Consider the following 19,080-nt stretch of genomic DNA (forward strand, 5'->3'; position numbering starts at 1 on the left):
GTTTAGTTATTCTAAATAAACGACGAGTGACAAAGAGCAAAGCGCCGCCAGATGAACCCTCCGGGCAGCGTGTGGCTGGCATTTCTACTGCGTTATCGCTTGTTCATGTAGAATAACTACACATCACAAGCTCTGCCTTGTATAAATACCAGCCACTCAGCTGCAAAAACAACCAGCAAACGTCAACACGCCCTAGTGCACAACAATGCAGGCGATTACGCTAACAAGGATAACAAGATGCAAATGATCAAAACCCGCGCCGCTGTGGCTTGGGGCCCAGGCCAGCCCTTATCGATTGAAGAAGTGGATCTAATGCCACCCCAAAAGGGCGAAGTGTTAGTAAAAATTGTTGCCACCGGTGTGTGTCATACCGATGCTTTTACGCTTTCAGGTGAAGATCCGGAAGGCATTTTCCCAGCCATTTTAGGCCACGAAGGTGGTGGTATTGTGGAAGCAGTGGGTGAGGGCGTAACGTCGGTCGCCGTGGGCGATCATGTGATTCCGCTGTATACCCCAGAGTGTGGTAAATGTAAGTTTTGTTTATCGGGCAAGACCAATCTGTGTCAGGCCATTCGTGCTACGCAGGGCAAAGGCTTAATGCCCGATGGCACCACCCGTTTCTCGAAAGACGGTCAGCCAATTTACCACTATATGGGTACCTCGACCTTTTCTGAGTACACCGTATTACCAGAGATTTCGCTGGCAAAAATCAACAAAGAAGCGCCATTGGAAAAAGTATGTTTGCTTGGCTGTGGCGTGACTACCGGCATGGGCGCGGTGATGAATACCGCCAAAGTGAAAGAGGGCGATACCGTTGCCGTGTTTGGGTTAGGCGGTATTGGTTTATCGGCTATTATTGGCGCGGTAATGGCCAAAGCCAGCCGGATTATTGCTATTGATATCAATGAAGCAAAATTTGATATTGCCAAAAAACTCGGTGCCACCGATGTGATTAATCCGAAAAACTTCGATAAACCTATTCAGGATGTGATCGTCGAGATGACCGATGGCGGCGTCGATTTCTCCTTTGAGTGTATTGGTAACGTGAATGTGATGCGCTCTGCCTTAGAGTGCTGCCATAAAGGTTGGGGCGAGTCGGTTATTATCGGTGTAGCCGGTGCGGGCCAAGAAATTTCCACGCGGCCATTTCAGCTGGTAACAGGTCGAGTATGGCGCGGTACGGCCTTTGGTGGCGTAAAAGGCCGTAGCGAGTTGCCTGATTATGTAGAACGCTATTTAAATGGTGAATTCGAGCTGGATACCTTTATTACCCATACCATGCCGTTAGAGGATATTAATAAAGCCTTTGATTTAATGCATGAGGGTAAGTCTATTCGTACGGTGATTCACTTTTAAGCTCGCCTAGCCTTAGCATGTAGTGGGCATGCAGTGATTTGAACCTGAGCGGCCAGAGCGGTGCTACAGCTTCGTTTTGGCCTGTTATATCAACGCTGTCTGTCAATTTTGCGCTGTATTCGTCAATCAAAAAGCATGCATTAGCTAAGTTGGCAAGCGCTGTGCGTTAGGTAAAGACATTACTGCTTGATAACAGCCAGCGTTTCTCTGTGGCAAAACGTATGCTGAGTGCTCAGTTTTTTAAATAGGAATAGCTATGACAACGTCAGCGTTAACCAAAGTCAGCGAGCAGCTGTGCTTTGGTGGCAAACAAATTCGGTTTAGCCACCATTCGGCGGTGCTTAACTGCCAGATGCAATTTTCGGTGTTTTTACCGCCGCAGGCCGAAGCGGGTAAAGTGCCTGCATTATATTGGTTATCAGGCTTAACTTGCACTGATGAAAACTTTTCCAGCAAAGCCGGCGCGCAGCGTGTGGCCGCCGAGCTTGGCTTGGCGTTAATTATGCCTGATACCAGCCCGCGCGGTGATGGGGTGCCGGATGATGCTAATGGTGCTTATGACTTTGGCCTAGGTGCCGGTTTTTATGTTAATGCCACCGAACCGCCGTTTGCTGAGCATTATCAGATGTATGATTATATTGTGAGCGAGTTACCGGCTTTGTTAGACGCGGAACTGCCGTTATCTGGCAAAAAAGCGATTAGCGGCCATTCGATGGGTGGCCATGGCGCTTTGGTGATTGGCTTACGTAACCCTGAGTGTTACAGCAGCATTTCGGCGTTCTCGCCGATTTGTAATCCGATAAATTGCGCTTGGGGTATTAAAGCCTTTAGCGGTTATTTGGGCGAAGACCAACGCACTTGGCAGCAGTATGATGCCTCGGTGCTGTTAGCGGAAAAAGGCAGTACGCTGCCTATTTTAGTTGATCAGGGCCTTGCCGATAATTTTTACCCCGCGCAGCTACAGACTGAGGCATTAGTTAATGCCGCAAATAGCGCCGGCGTAGCCGCAGAGATCCGGCTGCATGAAGGCTATGATCACAGCTACTACTTTATCGCCAGCTTTATCGAAGCCCACCTACGCTTTCACGCCAAGCACCTTTAACCTTATAAAAAGGGGTCTATAAAAAGGGGTCAGAGCTAATTTCCGTAGGAAATTAGCTCTGACCCCTTTTTACAAGGAAATTAGCTCTGACCCCTTTTTAATGGCATAATTTTGGTTATTGCAATGGAGAGGGGGAGCGAGCGATGAGTTATAACAATGAGAATGTATTTGCGAAGATTTTGCGCGGTGAGTTGCCTTGTTTTAAGCTTTATGAAGATCAGCATACGCTAGCCTTTATGGATATTATGCCGCAGGCTGCGGGTCATGCTTTGGTGATCCCCAAATATCCTGCTGAAACCTTAGCGGATCTCCCGCTAGAGTATGCAACGCCTTTGTTGAGTACCGTACAAAAAGTGATGGCGGCACAAAAGCAGGTGCTAGGCGCAACCGGTGTGGTGCTTATGCAGCTAAATGGTACTGAAGCCGGGCAAACGGTGCCACATCTACATTTTCATCTGATCCCCGCGCATTTACGTACCTTAAAAGCGCATGGTGCTGAGCAAGGCGATATGGCCGAAATCAAAGCATTAGCCGAGGCCTTGGCAGCCGTGCTGGCTTAACCGCCAATTTGTGCCTTATCCACTTGAAGTTCTACTTGAAGTTCTACTTGAAGTGAACTACCCATCTACGCCACTTCGTGTCGATTAATGGGTTTTTTCGGATTTTTTCGATAAACTGTGGGCGCGGATCTCTAAATTTTATTGAACAGTGGCAAATACCTGATTGTTGGCAGATTGCTTGCTAACAGGCACGCTTACTCAGGTGTTTGCCTTGCTTTAGGAAGTTAAATGAACCTTTGTCGTACTCTTTTCGCCCTAAGTTTCACTAGCGTTTTAGTCGCTTGTAGCTTACCAAACTCTGCACAATCAGACCGTGTTTCTGAGCCGGAACTGACTCAGGCCGCGCTGCCCAGCGCAGGCTTGCAGTTAAAAATTATTCATATCAATGATACTCACTCGCAGTTTGATCCCTCGCCCGCTAAATTCAACGCCGCTTCGGGGCAGCCAGTGTATACCTTTATTGGTGGCCATCCGCGTTTGTTAACCGAAGCTCGGCGCTTACGCGAAAACGCCGCGGCTGCCGGTTTACCCAGTCTATTTTTGCACGGCGGGGATGCGTTTAAGGGCAGTGCCTATTTTGAATTGTTTGAACAAAAAATTAATATCGATATTTTAAACCGCATGCAGCTTGATGCGATGGCGCTGGGTAATCATGAATTTGATATAGGTTTAGCCAAGCTGGCTAATTTTGCCGAAGAGATTAATTTTCCCTTACTGGCGGCCAATGTGGATAAAAGCGCTGAGCCATTGTTGGCACAGGTCAAAAACTTGAAACCGTATCAAATCTTTGTGCTTAACGATAATCAGTGGGTACCCGAGCAGCAATGGTTAGCCGCGCAGCAAGCTGAGCAGCAGATGCCTAGTAGTCAGCGGCAAGCGCTGTTAACCTCGTCTGCGGCTGTACCCGTGCGTATAGCGGTATTTGGCTTAGCGTTAGAAGATATGCGTGCTATGGTGCCCTCCACCGGCGCTTTGGTGTTTGAACGTGAGATAACTGCCGCACAGCGTACCGTGGATTATTTAACGCAACAAGGTATTCAGCATATTGTGGCGCTTACACACCTTGGTAATCAACGTGATTTGCGTTTAGCGGCAGCTGTTAATGGTATTGATGTGATAGTAGGGGGCCATTCCCATACCTTATTGGGGGATTTTCGGCAGTGGCATCTTGGCTTGCAGGGCCCTTATGCTGAAAGAGTGACTAACCCAGACGGCCAACAATTCACTTGTGTGGTGCAAGCTGGGCAATTTGCGCAAGCGGTAGGTGCGCTTACGGTGAAGTTTGACAAACAGGGACAGGTTAGCGAGTGTCAGGGTAAGAACACCTTGTTGGCGAGCAAAGCGCTGTTTGGCAATGCACTGCGTCAAGCGGATAGTCAGCTCAGTGGGAATAGTTTGACAGCCACCTTAGCCTATTTGCAAAGCCTGCCCAATACCCGTATTACGGAAGAAGATACGACGCTGCGCCAAGTGATTGATGAAGTGTACTTACCGGCATTACAACAGGCTTATGGCGAACAAATTAGCAGCACCGAGCAAACGATTCCGCATGTGCGTTTACCTGGCACGGGCGGCAGCGACCAGCACGGATCGGTTTTAGCAGGGCATATAGCTGATGCGATGTACAACTGGCTTAATTCGGCTCAGGTGCAGCCGTTACTTGCGGGGCCGGTCGATTTTAGCTTAATCGGTGCCGGTAATATTCGCAGTAGTATTGAAGCCGGCGCTATTTATGAAGGGCATATTCGCCTTGAAGTTTTACCCTTTGATGCGCCATTAAGTGTGCTGACCGTAACGGGCGCTGATGTGTTGGCATTGCTGGAAGCAACCATTGCGGCTACCTTGCCAGAAGGTGCCCATGCCGGTAAATTTCCTTATAGCAGCCATTTACGTTATACCGCTACCGAACGCCTTGATGGCAGTTTACAGTTAACTGAGGTAGCGATGCTACGTGAGGGTAACTGGCAGGCGATAGTGCCTGAGCAGCAATATCGCTTAGCCACCACGAACTATCTGGCGAATGGCAATGATGGCTGGCAGCGGCTCCAACAGGTACAGCAACACAGCACCGATCGGCAGGATCTTATTTTGCTGAACGGTCAGCCAAAAGCCTATGCCGTGAAGCGGGTGCTGGCCAGTAGCGATGCTAAAGGCCAAACGGCGTTTCAGGTCGAGTATGCCAAAGAGGCGCTGCCCTGCGGCAATGACGGTGCCGACTGCAAAACCGCTGCCCAAGCGATGATTGAATACTTGCGGGCTAACCCCGAGCTCTGGCATCGAGCGCGAACACCTACTGTTACCCTCTACCGCAATTAATCCACACGTCTCCGGTACCGGCCCGACCAGTTTATCCACAGGTCTCCGGTACCGGTCATACCAGTTAGGGCGCAACCAATCAGGCTGCTTATTCTTACTGGTTATAAGCGATAGCGATTCCAGCTTTGTAGCTTATAGTAATGACGTTATGCTAGCAGCATAACCATACTGAGGCTGTTATGAGCATCGCAATAGAAAACGTTAATAAAACCTTTGGCAGTTTTGTCGCGCTAGATAACGTGAACTTAGCCATTAAAACCGGTGAGCTAACGGCGTTATTAGGGCCATCTGGTTCAGGTAAAACCACCTTGCTGCGTATTATCGCTGGGTTGGAGCAAGCCGATAGCGGCATTATTCGCTTTAATAACGAAGATATTACCGGCCAGCATGTGTCAGAGCGCGGCGTCGGCTTTGTATTTCAGCATTATGCCTTGTTCAAACATATGACGGTGTTTGAAAATGTCGCCTATGGTTTAACGGTTAAGCCGAAGAAATTCCGTCCATCCAAAGCCGAAATTGCCAAAAAGGTGAATAACCTGCTGGAGTTAGTGCAGCTAGGCTGGACGGCAGACCGTTACCCTGCGCAGCTCTCTGGTGGTCAGCGCCAACGAATCGCTTTAGCTCGCGCCTTAGCGGTAGAGCCGAAAATGCTGTTATTAGATGAGCCCTTTGGTGCGCTTGATGCCAAGGTTCGCGCCGAGCTACGCCGCTGGTTGCGCCGCCTGCATGATGAAATTCATGTGACCAGCGTGTTTGTGACGCACGATCAGGAAGAAGCGCTGGAAGTGGCCGACAGAATAGTGGTGATGAATAAAGGTCGAATTGAGCAAGATGGCACCCCTGAGCAGGTGTATGACAACCCGGCCAATCCGTTTGTGTACGAATTCTTAGGCAATGTAAACCTGTTCCATGCTCGGGTAAAACAAGGTCAGAGCAGCATTGGTAAGCTGAATGTGCCCTCACCAGAATATACCAATAGCGAAGAGCAAGCCGGTTTGGCCTATGTAAGGCCGCATGAAATTGATGTATTTAACCTGCCGCAGCCCGATAGCATTAAAGTCAAATTAGATTTAGTGACCATTGTCGGCCCGGCGGTGCGCTTGGAAGTGGTCGCCGAAAGCGATCAGCAGCTGATTCATATTGAATTAGCCAAAGAGCAGTTTAAGCTGCTCAACCTAAAACAGGGTGATACCGCTTTTATCTTACCGCGTTATAGCAAAGTATTTTTAGGAGAAGGGATCTAATCTTCTCCTTATACTCACTGTGGTCTTGGACTAGTCTTGCGCATCGCGCTTTTGCGAGGTTTTCGCCGCAGCCTGTTTATGGCTATTGCGCAAATCCCGATACACGGCCGCTCGCATAATCAGCATAGCGCTGATAGGGGCGGTTAATAACACAAAGATTGTGATCAGTAGCTCATGCAGCACCGGCCTTTGTGCCAAACCACTAAAAAACAACATAGAAGCCAGTAGAATACAGCCGGTACCCAGGGTAATGATAATCGCCGGGCCATGAATTCGCTGATAAAAATGCGGTAGCCGATATAAGCCGAGTGCGCCAATTAGCGTAACTACGCTACCGGTTAACAGCAGCAGTAGCATGGGGATCCCCAGCCATAGCGGAATATGCTCAGGTAGTTGGCTCATTCGATAATTTCTCCGCGCATTAAAAACTTAGCCAGCGCGATAGTCGACACAAAACCGGTTAGGGCAATTAACATCGCCAACTCAAAGTAGACTTGGCTGGCAAAACTGATCCCCAACACTAAGGTAAAAAGCATCACCACCATCCATAAGGTGTCTAAGGCGAGTACGCGATCTTGCGCTGTCGGGCCACGCAGTAAACGAACGGCACAGCACAGCATTGCCACTAACAAACAGAGCTGTGAAAAAGCGAGGGTGAATTCTAATAAGGCTCTCATGTTGGCTCCTGTTCAAAAATTTCACGCAGTGGCTGCTCGTAGCGTTGTTTGATGGTATCTATCCACCATTGCGTATCCTGCAAGTCAAACACATGCAAAGATAATTCATGTGTCTCGGGTAAAATTTCAATCCAGACTGTACCGGGCGTTAAGTTAATTAAACAGGATAACACCGCCAGTCCAGTGCTATCTCTTAAGTCCAGCGGTACTTTAATAAACTGGGCATTTGGCGGTTGCGAGTTGCGCCTTAAAATTAAGCGGCTGACATTGAGACTGGACCGCAGGATCTCCAGTGAAGACCAAGCAATGAGCTTAAAAAACACTTTGGGTTTTGCAAAACGCACCTGGTTAGGGCGCAAGCGTAACGTCGCTTTGGGCAAAATCAATGCGAGCAAGCTACCCAATAGGATCTGGGCTGGGGCGAGGCTTTGATTCAGTAAGAGCCAAAGCAGCAGTAAAAATAAGGATAATAGCGGCGAAGGGACTAGCCGAGCTAACCAGTTTTTAGGCATTATTCGCTCCTTCTTACGGGGGCTGCCTCGAGCACCTGATGGATATAGCGCTCTGTTTGCAGCAAATCATCGGCAACGCGATCAAGCAAGCCAAACAAGGGGCCGGCCAGCACGGCCATGCTAATCGCTAGCAACAATAAACATAAGACAGGACTGGCCTCACTGATTTTTAAGCGCGGGCTCTGTGCTGCTTGCGCAGTCCAGAAACTGCGTACCCCAAACCGCATCAGCGAGATGATGGCGGTTAAACCCGCTAAGATAAGTAAAATCAGCAAAACCCAGCTGCCCAGATCCTGCCGACTGTGTAATAGCTGATGCAGGATACTGAATTTGGCAATAAAGCCAGACAGCGGTGGCAAGCCCGCCATAATAAGGGCACAAGCAGCAAACGCCAGACCTAAAAACGCCATGGCTCCAGGGATGGCCACGCCAGCAGATTCACGCTGTTCGTCTTCAGGGGCAAAAAACTCCATACTAAGCGCAAACACGCTGTCGGCCGGGGTATAGATACGTTCAATTAATTCGGTTAATAGCACAAAGGCCGCGACAGCCAGTGTTGAGCTGAGTAAATAAAATAGCAGCGCGCTTAAAATAGCGGCTTCGCCATAGCCTATTAGTGCCAATAAGGTGCCGGAAGAGATCACCGCACTGTAACTGGCGATTCGGCCGGAATCCTGACTCGCCAGTAAACCCAGTGCACCGAAACTTAAGGTCAGCAGTCCGCCAACAAGCAACAGGCTCTGCCCAAAATCTGCCGATGCGCCAGCTGCTTCGCCAAAGAATAAGAAACTTAAGCGTAGAATAACGTACACCCCAACCTTCGTGAGTAACACCAACATGGCGGTGACAGGCGGTGCCGCCGCGGCATAGGTTGTGGGTAACCAAAAACCCAAAGGCCACATTGCGCTTTTGGTTAAAAAGGCGACGGCTAAAATGGCGCTCGCCGTATGTAGCATTTGCCGTTGTGTTTCCGCAAGATCAGGAATTTTCAGTGCGATATCGGCAAAGTTAAGCGTGCCAGTCGCCGCATAAACTAAGGCGATTCCCAATAAGAAAAACACCGACGCCACTAAATTCACCACGATATATTGCATGCCTGCACGGATCCGATGAATGTTATAACCGTGCAGTAATAAGCCGTACGAGGCGGCCAACATCACCTCAAAAAACACAAATAAATTAAACAAATCGCCAGTCAGTACCGCGCCATTGATGCCAAGCAGCAGAAATTGAAACAAGGTATGGAAATGCACCCCTAGTCTGGCCCAGCGCTGATAAGAAAAAATCAGTGCGCAGTTGGCGAGGATGGCCGTTAATAACAGGAATAAGCTGGCTAGCCGATCACCGACTAGCACTATGCCAAAAGGCGCAGCCCAGTTGGCAGCCAGAAACACCAGAATATCATTGCCGGTGGCTGGGCCATCGGTGAGCCAGAGTAATCCGAGCGCTAACAGCAGCAATAACAGGCAGCTGATCTGGTTAATCACAAACTTGGCTTGGTGATGCCGCTCATTGATTAAGGCGAGCAGCCCTGCCGTAAGCAACGGCAGTAAAATCGGCAGCATTAATAACTCAGTAAATAGCGGATTCATTCGTCGTTATCTCGCTCTTTACCATCAACGTGATCCGTGCCCGTTAGCCCTCGAGAGCCCAGCAGTACCACTAAATATAACGCCGTTGTCGCAAAGCCAATCACGATAGCGGTGAGCACTAAACTTTGTGGTAGCGGATCTGCATACTGCACGGCCATATTGGCATGTTCAGCCAAGGTGAGCGGGGGTTGATTCAGATTGATTCTGCCGGTGATAAAAATAAACAGGTTAACCGCATAGGAGAGCAGTAATAACCCGGTGATCACCTGAAAACTGCGCGGGCGTAATACCAGCCATACGCCTGAACCAAACAAAATGCCTATAGCGAGAGACAGAATCAGTTCCATTATTTAGGCTCCTGTGGTGAGCGATATTCATTACTTTGGCCTGGGATCCGGTGACTACGCACCGCTTGGTGAGCCAGCGCCATTAAGATTAACATCGTGGTACCGACTACGACCGCAAAGACCCCTAAATCAAACACGAAAGCGCTGGGTAGGTGTAACTCACCCAACAGCGGTAAGCTGACATGGGCGGTATGGGTCGTAAGGAAGGGGTAACCAAAGATCCAGGCTGCCATACCCGTCAAGGTGGATAAGCCAAGCCCAATACTGATCCACGCATGGGGATGCAGTTTTAGGCGCGCTTCCACCCAGGCGGTACCCGCAAGAATATATTGAATAATCAGTGCCACAGAGAAAATTAAGCCAGCAATAAAACCGCCACCGGGTAAATTATGGCCACGCATAAAAAAGTAAATCGCCACTAGCATAATGACGGGCAGTAACAGCCGAATATAGACTGCGGGGATCTGTAAATAGCCCGTTTTTACTTGCTCGCTGGGCAGTTGCTGCGACGCAGGATCAATAGGGTTGCTTTGTTGCGGCGGTATTTTCATGCTCTCGGCAGCGGGGCGAAAGCGCCGCAGCAGTGCATAGACGGTCAGTGCCACTATGCTCAGTACGGTGATTTCGCCCAGCGTATCTAAGCTTCTAAAATCTACCAACAGCACATTCACGACATTACTGCCCCCACCAAGCGGTAGCGCATTGTCCAAGAAAAACAAACTGATGGTTTGATTCTCAGGTTGAATCAACATGATATAACTGACTACTGCGAGCACGCTACCGGCAGCCACGGCAAGCAGCATATCGCGCGAGCGCCGCAGTTTATCTTGCGTTGATGCGACCCAATTCAGTTTACGGGCAGAGATCCGCGCCGGTAACCAACGTAGCCCCAGCAGCAACAAAATGGTCGTCACCGTTTCCACCATTAATTGCGTTAAGGCCAGATCGGGCGCCGATAACCATAAAAAGGTTAAACTGGTGACGATACCGGTGCCGCCTACTAAGATTAGGGCGGCTAAGCGGTGGTACTTTGCTTGCCACGCTGCGGCGATAGCACAACTGGCGCCAACCAGCCAAAGCAGCGCAAAAGGCCAACTTACCGGCGTTAGGCGAAGGGGGAATGACGAGGTATTCAGCTGCCACAGTAGTATCAGCATGGCGAATAGGCCCGCCATAATCAACAGCACCAGCTGCGGTTGTAAGCGGCGGGTGCCGAACAGTCGCTCCAGCCGTGCCGCACTGGCGGCTAACCAAAGCATAGTCGCTTCATAAGCGTCTTTGCCGTTTAAGCGGTGTAGTAGCGGTACCTTATCGCGTTGCTGTAAATTCGCCTTGGCGACTAACCAGCGATAAAATACGATGCCCCCGACAAAGGCTAAGATGCTCATTGCTAAGGGCAGGTTGAGGCCATGCCACACCGACAAGCTGTAATCGGGGAGCGTATCGCCAAGCACCGAATGTGCTGCTGCAGCTAACAGCGGGCCGACACTGAACTCAGGTAATATACCGACGACCAGACAGCACAGTACCAACAGCTCTACTGGAAAGCGCATCCAACGTGGTGGCTCGTGAGGCGTTGCATTGTCACCGCTTTGCAGCGGTCCAAAAAATACTTGGATAAAGCGCAAGGAGTAAGCCACGCCAAACATGCCCATGACAACGGCTGCGGCTGACATCCACCAATTGGATGCTGAACCTACTAGCAGCGCCTCGGCAAAAAACATTTCTTTCGATATAAAGCCATTTAACAGCGGCACCCCGGCCATGGCCGCGCTGGCGACAATTGCCAAGGTGGCGGTGTAGGGTAACACTCGGCGTAAGCCACTGAGGCTTCGCATATCGCGAGTACCGGTTTCGTGGTCGATAATGCCGACAGCCATAAAGAGCGAGGCTTTAAAAGTGGCATGATTTAACGTATGGAAAATGGCCGCGACCATTGCCAACGGTGTCCCTATACCGAGTAAACAGGTAATTAAGCCTAAATGGCTAATCGTAGAGTAGGCTAATAAGCCCTTTAGATCGTGCTGGAAAATCGCTAAGAAAGCGCCGATCAACATAGTGCAGACACCCGCCGTGCCGATAATCCAGGTCCACTCTGGCGTACCTGCTAACACCGGCCACAACCGCATAAGTAAGAAAATGCCGGCTTTGACCATGGTAGCGGAATGCAGATACGCAGAAACCGGGGTGGGTGCCGCCATGGCATGGGGTAACCAGAAATGAAACGGAAATTGCGCACTTTTGCTAAGTGCGCCTAACGCAATTAGCAGCAGTGTTGGTAAATACCAAGCATGTGCTCGAATAGTGTCACCGGCTAAGAGCACCTGATCTAAGTCATAGCTACCAGCAATATGACCCAGTAATAACACGCCCACTAGCAAGCACAAGCCCCCCATCGACGTGACGGTAAAGGCCATCCGTGCGCCACGACGGGCATCGGGTCGATGATGCCAGTAACCAATTAATAAAAAGGAGGTTAAACTTGTGAGCTCCCAAAACATCACCAGCTGTATAAGGTTGCCAGACAGCACCACGCCTTGCATGGCCCCCATAAAGGCCAATAAAAAAGCAAAGAAGCGGGGTACCGGATCCTTGGGAGACATGTAATAACGGGCGTATAAAACAACAAGTAAAAAAATCCCCTGAATCAGTAACGTAAACAGCCAAGCCAGCCCATCCATACGAAAAATAAGATTGAGATCATAAGCCGGTAACCATGCCAGCTGATAGCGCAGCACCAAGCCCTCACTGATCACCGCATACTGAGATAAGGTAAGCAATAAACCACAAACCGCAATCGCAGCAGCAAACCAGGCTTCGCGGTTACGGGCATGGGCAGGCATGCAGGCTGCCAGTGCGGCAGCAACGAAGGGCAGAATAATCAAAAACAGTAGCAGCATGTATGTCCTTTTGTTCGGCTGAGCTTTTTTACAGCAATGCAAATTTACCTATTGATTGGGGTACAGTGGAAAAAGCCACGGCACCAGTAGCACGCTAACCACTAATACCATCAAGGTAAAGGGCGTACCAATTTTTAAAAAATCACCAAACCTATATTGGCCGGGGGCTAACACCAGCGTATTCACCGGTGAGGCGACGGGTGTCATAAAGGCGGCCGACGCGCCCAGTGCAACCATCATAGCAAAAGGATAGGGCGAAGCCGCAAAGGCGTTGGCCAAAGCAATGGCCACGGGTGCCATGAGTACCGCCGTGGCGGTATTCGAGATAAACAAACTTAACAAGGTGGTCAGAATAAATACTGCGGCCAAAATGGCATGCATACTGGCGCTCCCCATCAGGGCCAGCCAGTGACTGACCAGTAAATCAATACCGCCAGTTTGTTGCAGCGCCTGTGCAAAGGGTAACATACCAACAATTAACACAATACTGGGCCAGCTAATGGCTTTGTATGCGCTGGCTAAATCAATACAACGGCAAGCCCCCAGCAATAAACACGTCAGCAATACGGCAATGACGGCGGGCACCAGATTGGTAACCATCAAGAATACCATCAAGGCAACACAGGCCAGTGCATGGGGCGCTTTTTTGGCGGCAGGGGTCATTTCATCGATTTCTGCCGGCACACTCAGCACCAGAAAATCGCGGTTTTGCTGATGCAGTTGTTGAATATCTTGCCAGTTGCCGGCAACTAACAGCGTATCGGTTGCTTGCAGCTGCTCATCCACGAACACTTGACTAAGGGCTTGTCCATGCCGCCGGATCCCCAGCACATTAAGCCGGTAGCGGCTACGAAAGGCCAATTGTTGAATGCTTTTTCCAACTAAGGCCGATTCGGGTGGAAAGGCGACTTCCGCTAACCCCAGTTCGTGAGCATGTAAGCTGAAGTAAGAGCTACTCAGGGGTAAGGTCGTCAGCCCTAGAATAGCAGAAGCGTCCATCACATTGAGGTTGGGATCAGCTAAGTCGACCAGTAAAATATCACCTTGTTGGATCACGGTTTGGCCGGTAGCGACCAATAACAAGGTGCGCAGTTTTTCTGGCCGCTCCACGGCGACGACATTAATGCCATATTCTGAACGGAGTGCTAGCGCATTTAGCGGTTGATTGACCAGTGGTGAATGCCCAGCGACCTGTAAGCGGACTTCACGGTCGGTTAAACAATAGGCTTTGGCTAAATCTGCCAAGGTTAATCTTTGCAGCCGCGGTTGGTTGCTCACTTCCTTGGCGACAAGTTGCTGACGCACCAGCAGCATATAGCCAATTCCTAGTAGCAGAATAACCAGGCCTATCGGGGTAAAACTAAAAAAATGCAAACTCGGCATACCGCTTTGCATTAATTCGCCATTGACCACCATATTAGGTGGGGTAGCAACTAAGGTCAGCATACCGCCAATCAGCGCTGAGAAGGCTAATGGCATCATTAAACGGCCGGGCGCGAGTTGTAAGCGAGCGGCAACACTTAACACCACCGGGATAAAGACCGCCACCACCCCAGTAGAGCTCATCACTGAGCTTAATAAAGCGACACTGCTCATCAACAAAATTAGCAGGCGAATTTCAGAATTACCGGCGGTTTTCACTAACCAGTCACCCAAGCGGTAAACCACACCGGTACGCACTAAGGCATCGCCCACCACAAATAACGCTGCAATCAAGATCACGGTGGGGTTGCCAAAACCGGCCAAGGTTTCTGTTACCGACAACAGCCCCGTCAGCGGAAACAGTACTAATAATGCCAGCGCCACCATATCGGCGCGGGGTTTGTTTAGCATAAAACATAGTAGGGCACCGAGTAGTAAGACTAGCACTGTCCATAATTCTGATGTCATCAGCTAAGTTCCTTGGGTGACCTGCGCTAAGTTACTGTTATCCAGTGTAATGCTTCTGCGAAAAAGAATACAGCGCTATCCAAGTGCGCGTATATAGGCGCTTATACAGCGTGTATAAAAGAACAAGCCGCGCAGCAGCACTACGTGGTGCAGGCTGTTGACGCGGCTCTGGGCTTAAGCGTGGGCAGCGTTAGTCCGCTTTATTGAGTTTCCATTGTAAAAAGGCTTTCACCACGAGCGTGGCAATCGCCATCAAGGTCAGCAGAGCGGCGGCAATAAAAGCCCCTGTGGCATTATAATCTTGCTGCAATAATTCGATATGTAAAGGCAGGGTGTTGGTTTGGCCTCGAATGGTACCCGAGACAACAGACACTGCACCAAACTCGCCAACCGCGCGGGCATTGGTCAAAATAACACCATAGAGTAAGGCCCAGCGGATATTGGGTAAGGTAATTTGCCAAAACACTTGCCAGCCACTGGCCCCTAATAAGACGGCAGCTTCTTCTTGCTCTGTACCCAGTGTCGACATCAAGGGCACCAGCTCTTTTACTACAAAAGGGCAAGATACAAACACCGTGACCAGCACTAAGCCTGGCCAAGCAAACATCAATTGTACATCGGCGGCATCCAGCCACTGCGCAAAGGGGCCATTACTGCCATACAGCAATAAATACAGTAAACCAGCCACCACGGGGGACACCGCAAAGGGAATATCAATTAATGTTAGCAGCAAGCGCCGACCAGGAAAGGTAAAGCGGGTGACACACCAGGCAATTAAGGTACCAAACACCAAGTTAATCGGCACGGTTAACCCCGCCACCAATAAGGTCAGGCCAATCGCATGCAGCATATCGGCATCGCTGAGGTTTTGGATCACCCCGCCAATGCCGGCCGAAAAGGCAGCAATAAAAATCAACAGCAGCGGCGTTAATAGCAGCAGTACACTGAGGGTGACGCCAGTACCAATTAATAACCAGCGCACAGAACGAGACGCGGCTGCACTCATTTTAACGCTCCCGTGATATGTTGATAACGCTGCTGCAAGCCATTAATTAAAAACAGTAAGACGAGTGACGCTAACAGTACCACGCTAGCAATGGCTGCGGCAGCGGCATAGTCAAACTCTTGTAACCGCACAAAGATCATTAAGGAGGTGACTTCAGTTTGCCAAGGTAAATTGCCGGCAATAAAAATCACCGCACCAAATTCACCTAAACTACGGGTAAAAGACAGTGCTGTGCCTGTGAAGAGCGCCGGTTTGATCTCCGGTAGAATCACCCGATAAAACGTCTGTATTGGGCTGGCGCCCAAAGTGGCGGAAGCTTCTTCGTATTCGGGGCCGAATTCTTCTAATACCGGCTGCACCGTGCGTACCACAAAGGGCACACTGGTGAAGGTCATGGCCACTACAATCCCCAACCAGGTGTAAGAAACCTTGATATCCCATAGCGCCAAATACTGACCAAACCAGCCTTGGGTGGAAAACAGCGCCGCCAGCGTTAAACCGGCCACGGCGGTGGGTAAGGCGAATGGCAGATCCATTAAGCCATCGAGCAATAATCGGCCCGGAAAACGGTAGCGCGTTAAAATCCAGGCCATTAATAGACCAAAAAATAAATTAAACACACTGGCAACCAGCGCAGCAGAGACCGTCACTTTATAAGATGCCACAACTCGTGGATCGCTAATAATGGCCCAGTATTCAGGCAAAGTAAGCTTAGCGGTTTCCATTACTAGCCCCGTTAAGGGCAGTAAGATCACCAAGCCAACAAAGAACAAGCTGCTGCCTAAACTTACCGTAAAACCGGGCAAGACCCTTTTACTGCGCTGCTGTGCCATAATTAACGCCGACCTTCCGCCAGAAGTTTATCTAATTCAGCATTATTGCCAAAATGCACAGTATTCACTTGCTCCCAGCTACCAAAGGTTTCTTCTACGGTAAACAGGGTGGTTGCCGGAAATTGCGCTGCAGTTTCATTGACCACGGTTTCGTTGTGTACGCGATAAAAATAGCTGGCCAATACGCGTTGTGCTTGCTCGGTGTATAAAAACTCTAGATAGGCTTTCGCTTCTTTCTCCGTGCCATTGCGAGCGATATTGCGATCAATCCAAGCTACAGGGAATTCGGCTAAGATATTGTTTTTTGGTACCACACGCTCTAGTTGTAAATCAGGATATTGCTTGATGATATTGTTTACCTCTGATTCGAAGGTAATTAACACATCGCCCAGTTCTCTATCGATAAAAGACGTTGTTGCACCCCGACCACCCGTATCAAATACTACAACGCGTTTTAAGAACTCTACCATCCAACTGCGTGCAGCGGCTTCGTCTTGCAAACGCTGCTTGGCCGCACCATAAGCACCTAAATAAGTATAACGGGCATTACCTGAGGTTTTCGGATTAGGAAACACCAATGTGACGCCGTCATTGGTTAAGTCGCTCCAGTCTTGAATATTTTTCGGGTTACCTTTGCGCACCAAAAACGCCATGGTCGAATAGTAAGGCGAGCTGTTATTGGCTAAGCGTTCGCGCCAATTTTCAGGTAATAACTTGCCACGTTGATGCAAAATATCAATATCAGTACTTTGGTTAAAGGTCACCACATCTGCCCGTAAGCCTTGAATAATGGCTTGCGCTTGGCGTGATGAACCACCATGCGATTGATTAATGGTCAGGGTTTCACCGGTTTGTTGTTGCCAGTGCGCAACAAACAGCGGGTTGATTTCGGCGAACAGTTCACGGGCGATATCATAACTGCTATTCAGCAGTTCTTTAGCAATAAGCGGCGTGCTGACTAAGCTGCTGCTCAGTAAAACGGTAGCAAGGATAAGTTTGCGCATAAATTAACTCCAACAAAAAAGTAATGTCTGCAGTTTAATATGCGCAAGAGTTACTACAAGTGGTTTTATAAGGCTATTTAGTTATATAGCATACACGGATGCTATAAGGGTTAGCTTGAATGACGTTTAAACTTGGTTTCGAGAATAACGGAAGAAGTAGTGCGTTCAACCCCGTCTAAATTGCCAATGTCATCTAATAAATGACTGAGTTGCTCGGTGCTTTGTGCTTGCACTATGGCGATTAAGTCGTATTCGCCGCTGATCGCATAAAGCGCTGAGATTTGTGGCATTTGCCTAAGCTCACTATTGGTTTTTGCTGTTAGCTTTTGTTTAACTTTTATACTGACATGGGCAGCAACCAGATTTGCAAGATAGCTTTCGCCCAGCTCTAAGGTAAAACCTTTAATCACGCCATTATCTTGCAGCTTTTGCAGGCGGCTTTGTACGGTGGCGCGCGATAAGGATAGGGCCCTGGCGAGATCAGAGATACTGGCGCGGCCATCTCGTTGTAACAGGGCTAACAGCTTTTCGTCTTCCTTATTAAGCATTTTGCTAAATGGCCTTATCAGTTTGAGTTTTTAACTAACTAAATTGTACAAAATGATACTGCAATTTGACTGTGGTGACCAATATAATGCTAATTATTCAGCGTTATTTTTGATTTGCTTAGACGAGGCGCCATTTTATGTTACTGATCCGGCCTATTACATCGGCTGATTTTGCTGCCTTAAAACAGATTGCCATCGAATCCGGCCATGGCTTTACCTCGTTACCGGTGCACGATGAGCGGCTGTGGGAAAAAATCCATCACGCCGAAGCGAGCTTTGCGGCTGAGGTAAATACCCCTGGCGATCAGGGCTATTTATTTGTGTTGGAAGATACGCTAACAGGTGAAATTGTCGGCACCACTGGTATTGAAGCAGCGGTAGGGTTGCACAACCCTTTGTATCATTTTCAGCAAAATATAGTGATCCATCATAGTGCAGAATTGAATGTGATGAATCAGTTACGCACCTTAACTTTGTGTAATGATTACACCGGCACCTCTGAAATTTGTACCCTGTTTTTGCGGGAGAGTTATCGACGTAATCATGCTGGGCGTTTTTTATCTAAAGTCCGTTTTTTATTTATGGCGGAGCATCCTAAGCGCTTTGCCGAGAAAGTGATTGCAGAAATGCGTGGCGCCACTGATGAGCGCGGTGAGCCACCGTTTTGGGGCTGGTTGCAGCAATTGTTTTTAAGTATCGAGTTTCCTGAAGCCGATAAGCTGATTGGGGTGGGCAAGAAATCCTTTATTGCCGAGTTAATGCCACGCCACCCGATTTATGTTGGTTTGCTGCCAGCTGCTGCACAGCAGGTCATTGGTCAGGTGCATGAAAATACTAAACCAGCCTTAAAAATGCTAGAAAGAGAAGGCTTTAAACATCGTGGTTATATTGATTTATTCGATGCAGGGCCGACAGTGGAAGCGAATTTAAACGATATTCGCTCTGTCGCGTCCAGTCGCAAAGTACCGGTCAAGGTTACCTCAGTACAAGGTGATCATACCTTGGCTGTGGCGAATACCGCGGTAAAAGCCTTTAGGGCCAGTTTTGGCAAACAAGCCCGCTTTGATGAGGCTTCGGGTGAATTATGCTTAAGCCCAGAGTTTGCGGCGGCGTTGCAATTACAAACCGGGGATTTAGCGCGCTTTATTAATCTGGATCAGAATTAACGTTGCGACGTGTCATTACAATAAGTA

The 19,080-nt window shown here is 49.2% G+C and carries 17 protein-coding genes; 6 read left to right on the forward strand and 11 right to left on the reverse strand.

Going from position 1 to position 19,080, the window contains the following annotated elements; translation table 11 throughout:
- The first annotated feature begins 237 nt into the window (after positions 1–237).
- The 5 genes from ACO1PK_RS13720 (at position 238) to ACO1PK_RS13740 (ending at position 6,578) form a co-directional block, all read left to right on the forward strand.
- Complete coding sequence (locus tag ACO1PK_RS13720; RefSeq protein ID WP_423186171.1) at positions 238–1,356, forward strand: S-(hydroxymethyl)glutathione dehydrogenase/class III alcohol dehydrogenase; 1,119 nt, start codon at positions 238–240, stop codon at positions 1,354–1,356.
- Between the two features lie 256 nt (positions 1,357–1,612).
- On the forward strand, positions 1,613–2,458 hold the full coding sequence (gene fghA / locus ACO1PK_RS13725) for an S-formylglutathione hydrolase (protein ID WP_423186172.1): 846 nt from the start codon (positions 1,613–1,615) through the stop codon (positions 2,456–2,458).
- Positions 2,459–2,601: 143 nt separating this feature from the next.
- On the forward strand, positions 2,602–3,018 hold the full coding sequence (locus ACO1PK_RS13730) for an HIT family protein (protein WP_423186173.1): 417 nt from the start codon (positions 2,602–2,604) through the stop codon (positions 3,016–3,018).
- A 228-nt stretch (positions 3,019–3,246) separates the two neighbouring features.
- On the forward strand, positions 3,247–5,334 hold the full coding sequence (locus ACO1PK_RS13735; RefSeq protein ID WP_423186174.1) for a bifunctional metallophosphatase/5'-nucleotidase: 2,088 nt from the start codon (positions 3,247–3,249) through the stop codon (positions 5,332–5,334).
- A 179-nt stretch (positions 5,335–5,513) separates the two neighbouring features.
- On the forward strand, positions 5,514–6,578 hold the full coding sequence (locus ACO1PK_RS13740) for a sulfate/molybdate ABC transporter ATP-binding protein (protein ID WP_423186175.1): 1,065 nt from the start codon (positions 5,514–5,516) through the stop codon (positions 6,576–6,578).
- Between the two features lie 30 nt (positions 6,579–6,608).
- Here ACO1PK_RS13740 and mnhG read toward each other — a convergent pair whose 3' ends face one another.
- From mnhG to ACO1PK_RS13795, 11 genes are all read right to left on the reverse strand, one after another.
- A complete protein-coding gene (gene mnhG / locus ACO1PK_RS13745) occupies positions 6,609–6,980 on the reverse strand; it encodes a monovalent cation/H(+) antiporter subunit G (RefSeq protein WP_423186176.1) in 372 nt (123 codons plus the stop codon).
- Positions 6,977–7,255 carry a K+/H+ antiporter subunit F gene (locus tag ACO1PK_RS13750; protein ID WP_423186177.1) on the reverse strand — a complete coding sequence of 93 codons (279 nt, stop codon included), beginning with the start codon at positions 7,253–7,255 and terminating at the stop codon, positions 6,977–6,979. The genes mnhG and ACO1PK_RS13750 overlap by 4 nt, the downstream gene beginning before the upstream one ends.
- The gene (locus ACO1PK_RS13755; protein WP_423186178.1) at positions 7,252–7,767 is read right to left on the reverse strand and encodes a Na+/H+ antiporter subunit E; all 516 of its coding nucleotides are present in this window, start codon (positions 7,765–7,767) and stop codon (positions 7,252–7,254) included. The genes ACO1PK_RS13750 and ACO1PK_RS13755 overlap by 4 nt, the downstream gene beginning before the upstream one ends.
- The gene (locus tag ACO1PK_RS13760; protein ID WP_423186179.1) at positions 7,767–9,359 is read right to left on the reverse strand and encodes a monovalent cation/H+ antiporter subunit D; all 1,593 of its coding nucleotides are present in this window, start codon (positions 9,357–9,359) and stop codon (positions 7,767–7,769) included. The genes ACO1PK_RS13755 and ACO1PK_RS13760 overlap by 1 nt, the downstream gene beginning before the upstream one ends.
- Complete coding sequence (locus ACO1PK_RS13765) at positions 9,356–9,706, reverse strand: Na+/H+ antiporter subunit C (RefSeq protein WP_423186180.1); 351 nt, start codon at positions 9,704–9,706, stop codon at positions 9,356–9,358. Before ACO1PK_RS13765 ends, ACO1PK_RS13760 begins: the two co-directional genes overlap by 4 nt.
- The gene (locus tag ACO1PK_RS13770) at positions 9,706–12,606 is read right to left on the reverse strand and encodes a monovalent cation/H+ antiporter subunit A (RefSeq protein WP_423186181.1); all 2,901 of its coding nucleotides are present in this window, start codon (positions 12,604–12,606) and stop codon (positions 9,706–9,708) included. Before ACO1PK_RS13770 ends, ACO1PK_RS13765 begins: the two co-directional genes overlap by 1 nt.
- 48 nt (positions 12,607–12,654) lie before the next feature.
- Positions 12,655–14,496, reverse strand: coding sequence for an SLC13 family permease (locus tag ACO1PK_RS13775; RefSeq protein WP_423186182.1), 1,842 nt, complete (start codon positions 14,494–14,496; stop codon positions 12,655–12,657).
- 190 nt (positions 14,497–14,686) lie between these two features.
- Positions 14,687–15,502, reverse strand: a complete 816-nt coding sequence (gene cysW, locus ACO1PK_RS13780; protein WP_423186183.1) for a sulfate/thiosulfate ABC transporter permease CysW — start codon at positions 15,500–15,502, stop codon at positions 14,687–14,689.
- Positions 15,499–16,335: a sulfate/thiosulfate ABC transporter permease CysT gene (cysT, locus tag ACO1PK_RS13785; RefSeq protein WP_423186184.1), complete on the reverse strand. Its 837-nt coding sequence runs from the start codon at positions 16,333–16,335 to the stop codon at positions 15,499–15,501. Before cysT ends, cysW begins: the two co-directional genes overlap by 4 nt.
- Positions 16,336–16,337: 2 nt before the next feature.
- A complete protein-coding gene (gene cysP, locus ACO1PK_RS13790; protein WP_423186185.1) occupies positions 16,338–17,339 on the reverse strand; it encodes a thiosulfate ABC transporter substrate-binding protein CysP in 1,002 nt (333 codons plus the stop codon).
- Positions 17,340–17,449: 110 nt separating this feature from the next.
- Positions 17,450–17,887, reverse strand: coding sequence for an Lrp/AsnC family transcriptional regulator (locus tag ACO1PK_RS13795; protein WP_423186186.1), 438 nt, complete (start codon positions 17,885–17,887; stop codon positions 17,450–17,452).
- A 137-nt stretch (positions 17,888–18,024) separates the two neighbouring features.
- Here ACO1PK_RS13795 and astA point away from each other — a divergent pair, with 137 nt between their 5' ends.
- On the forward strand, positions 18,025–19,053 hold the full coding sequence (gene astA / locus ACO1PK_RS13800; protein WP_423186187.1) for an arginine N-succinyltransferase: 1,029 nt from the start codon (positions 18,025–18,027) through the stop codon (positions 19,051–19,053).
- The last annotated feature ends 27 nt before the right edge of the window (positions 19,054–19,080 follow it).

This window comes from Alishewanella sp. d11 (genome assembly GCF_049390205.1).
Classification (GTDB): domain Bacteria; phylum Pseudomonadota; class Gammaproteobacteria; order Enterobacterales; family Alteromonadaceae; genus Alishewanella.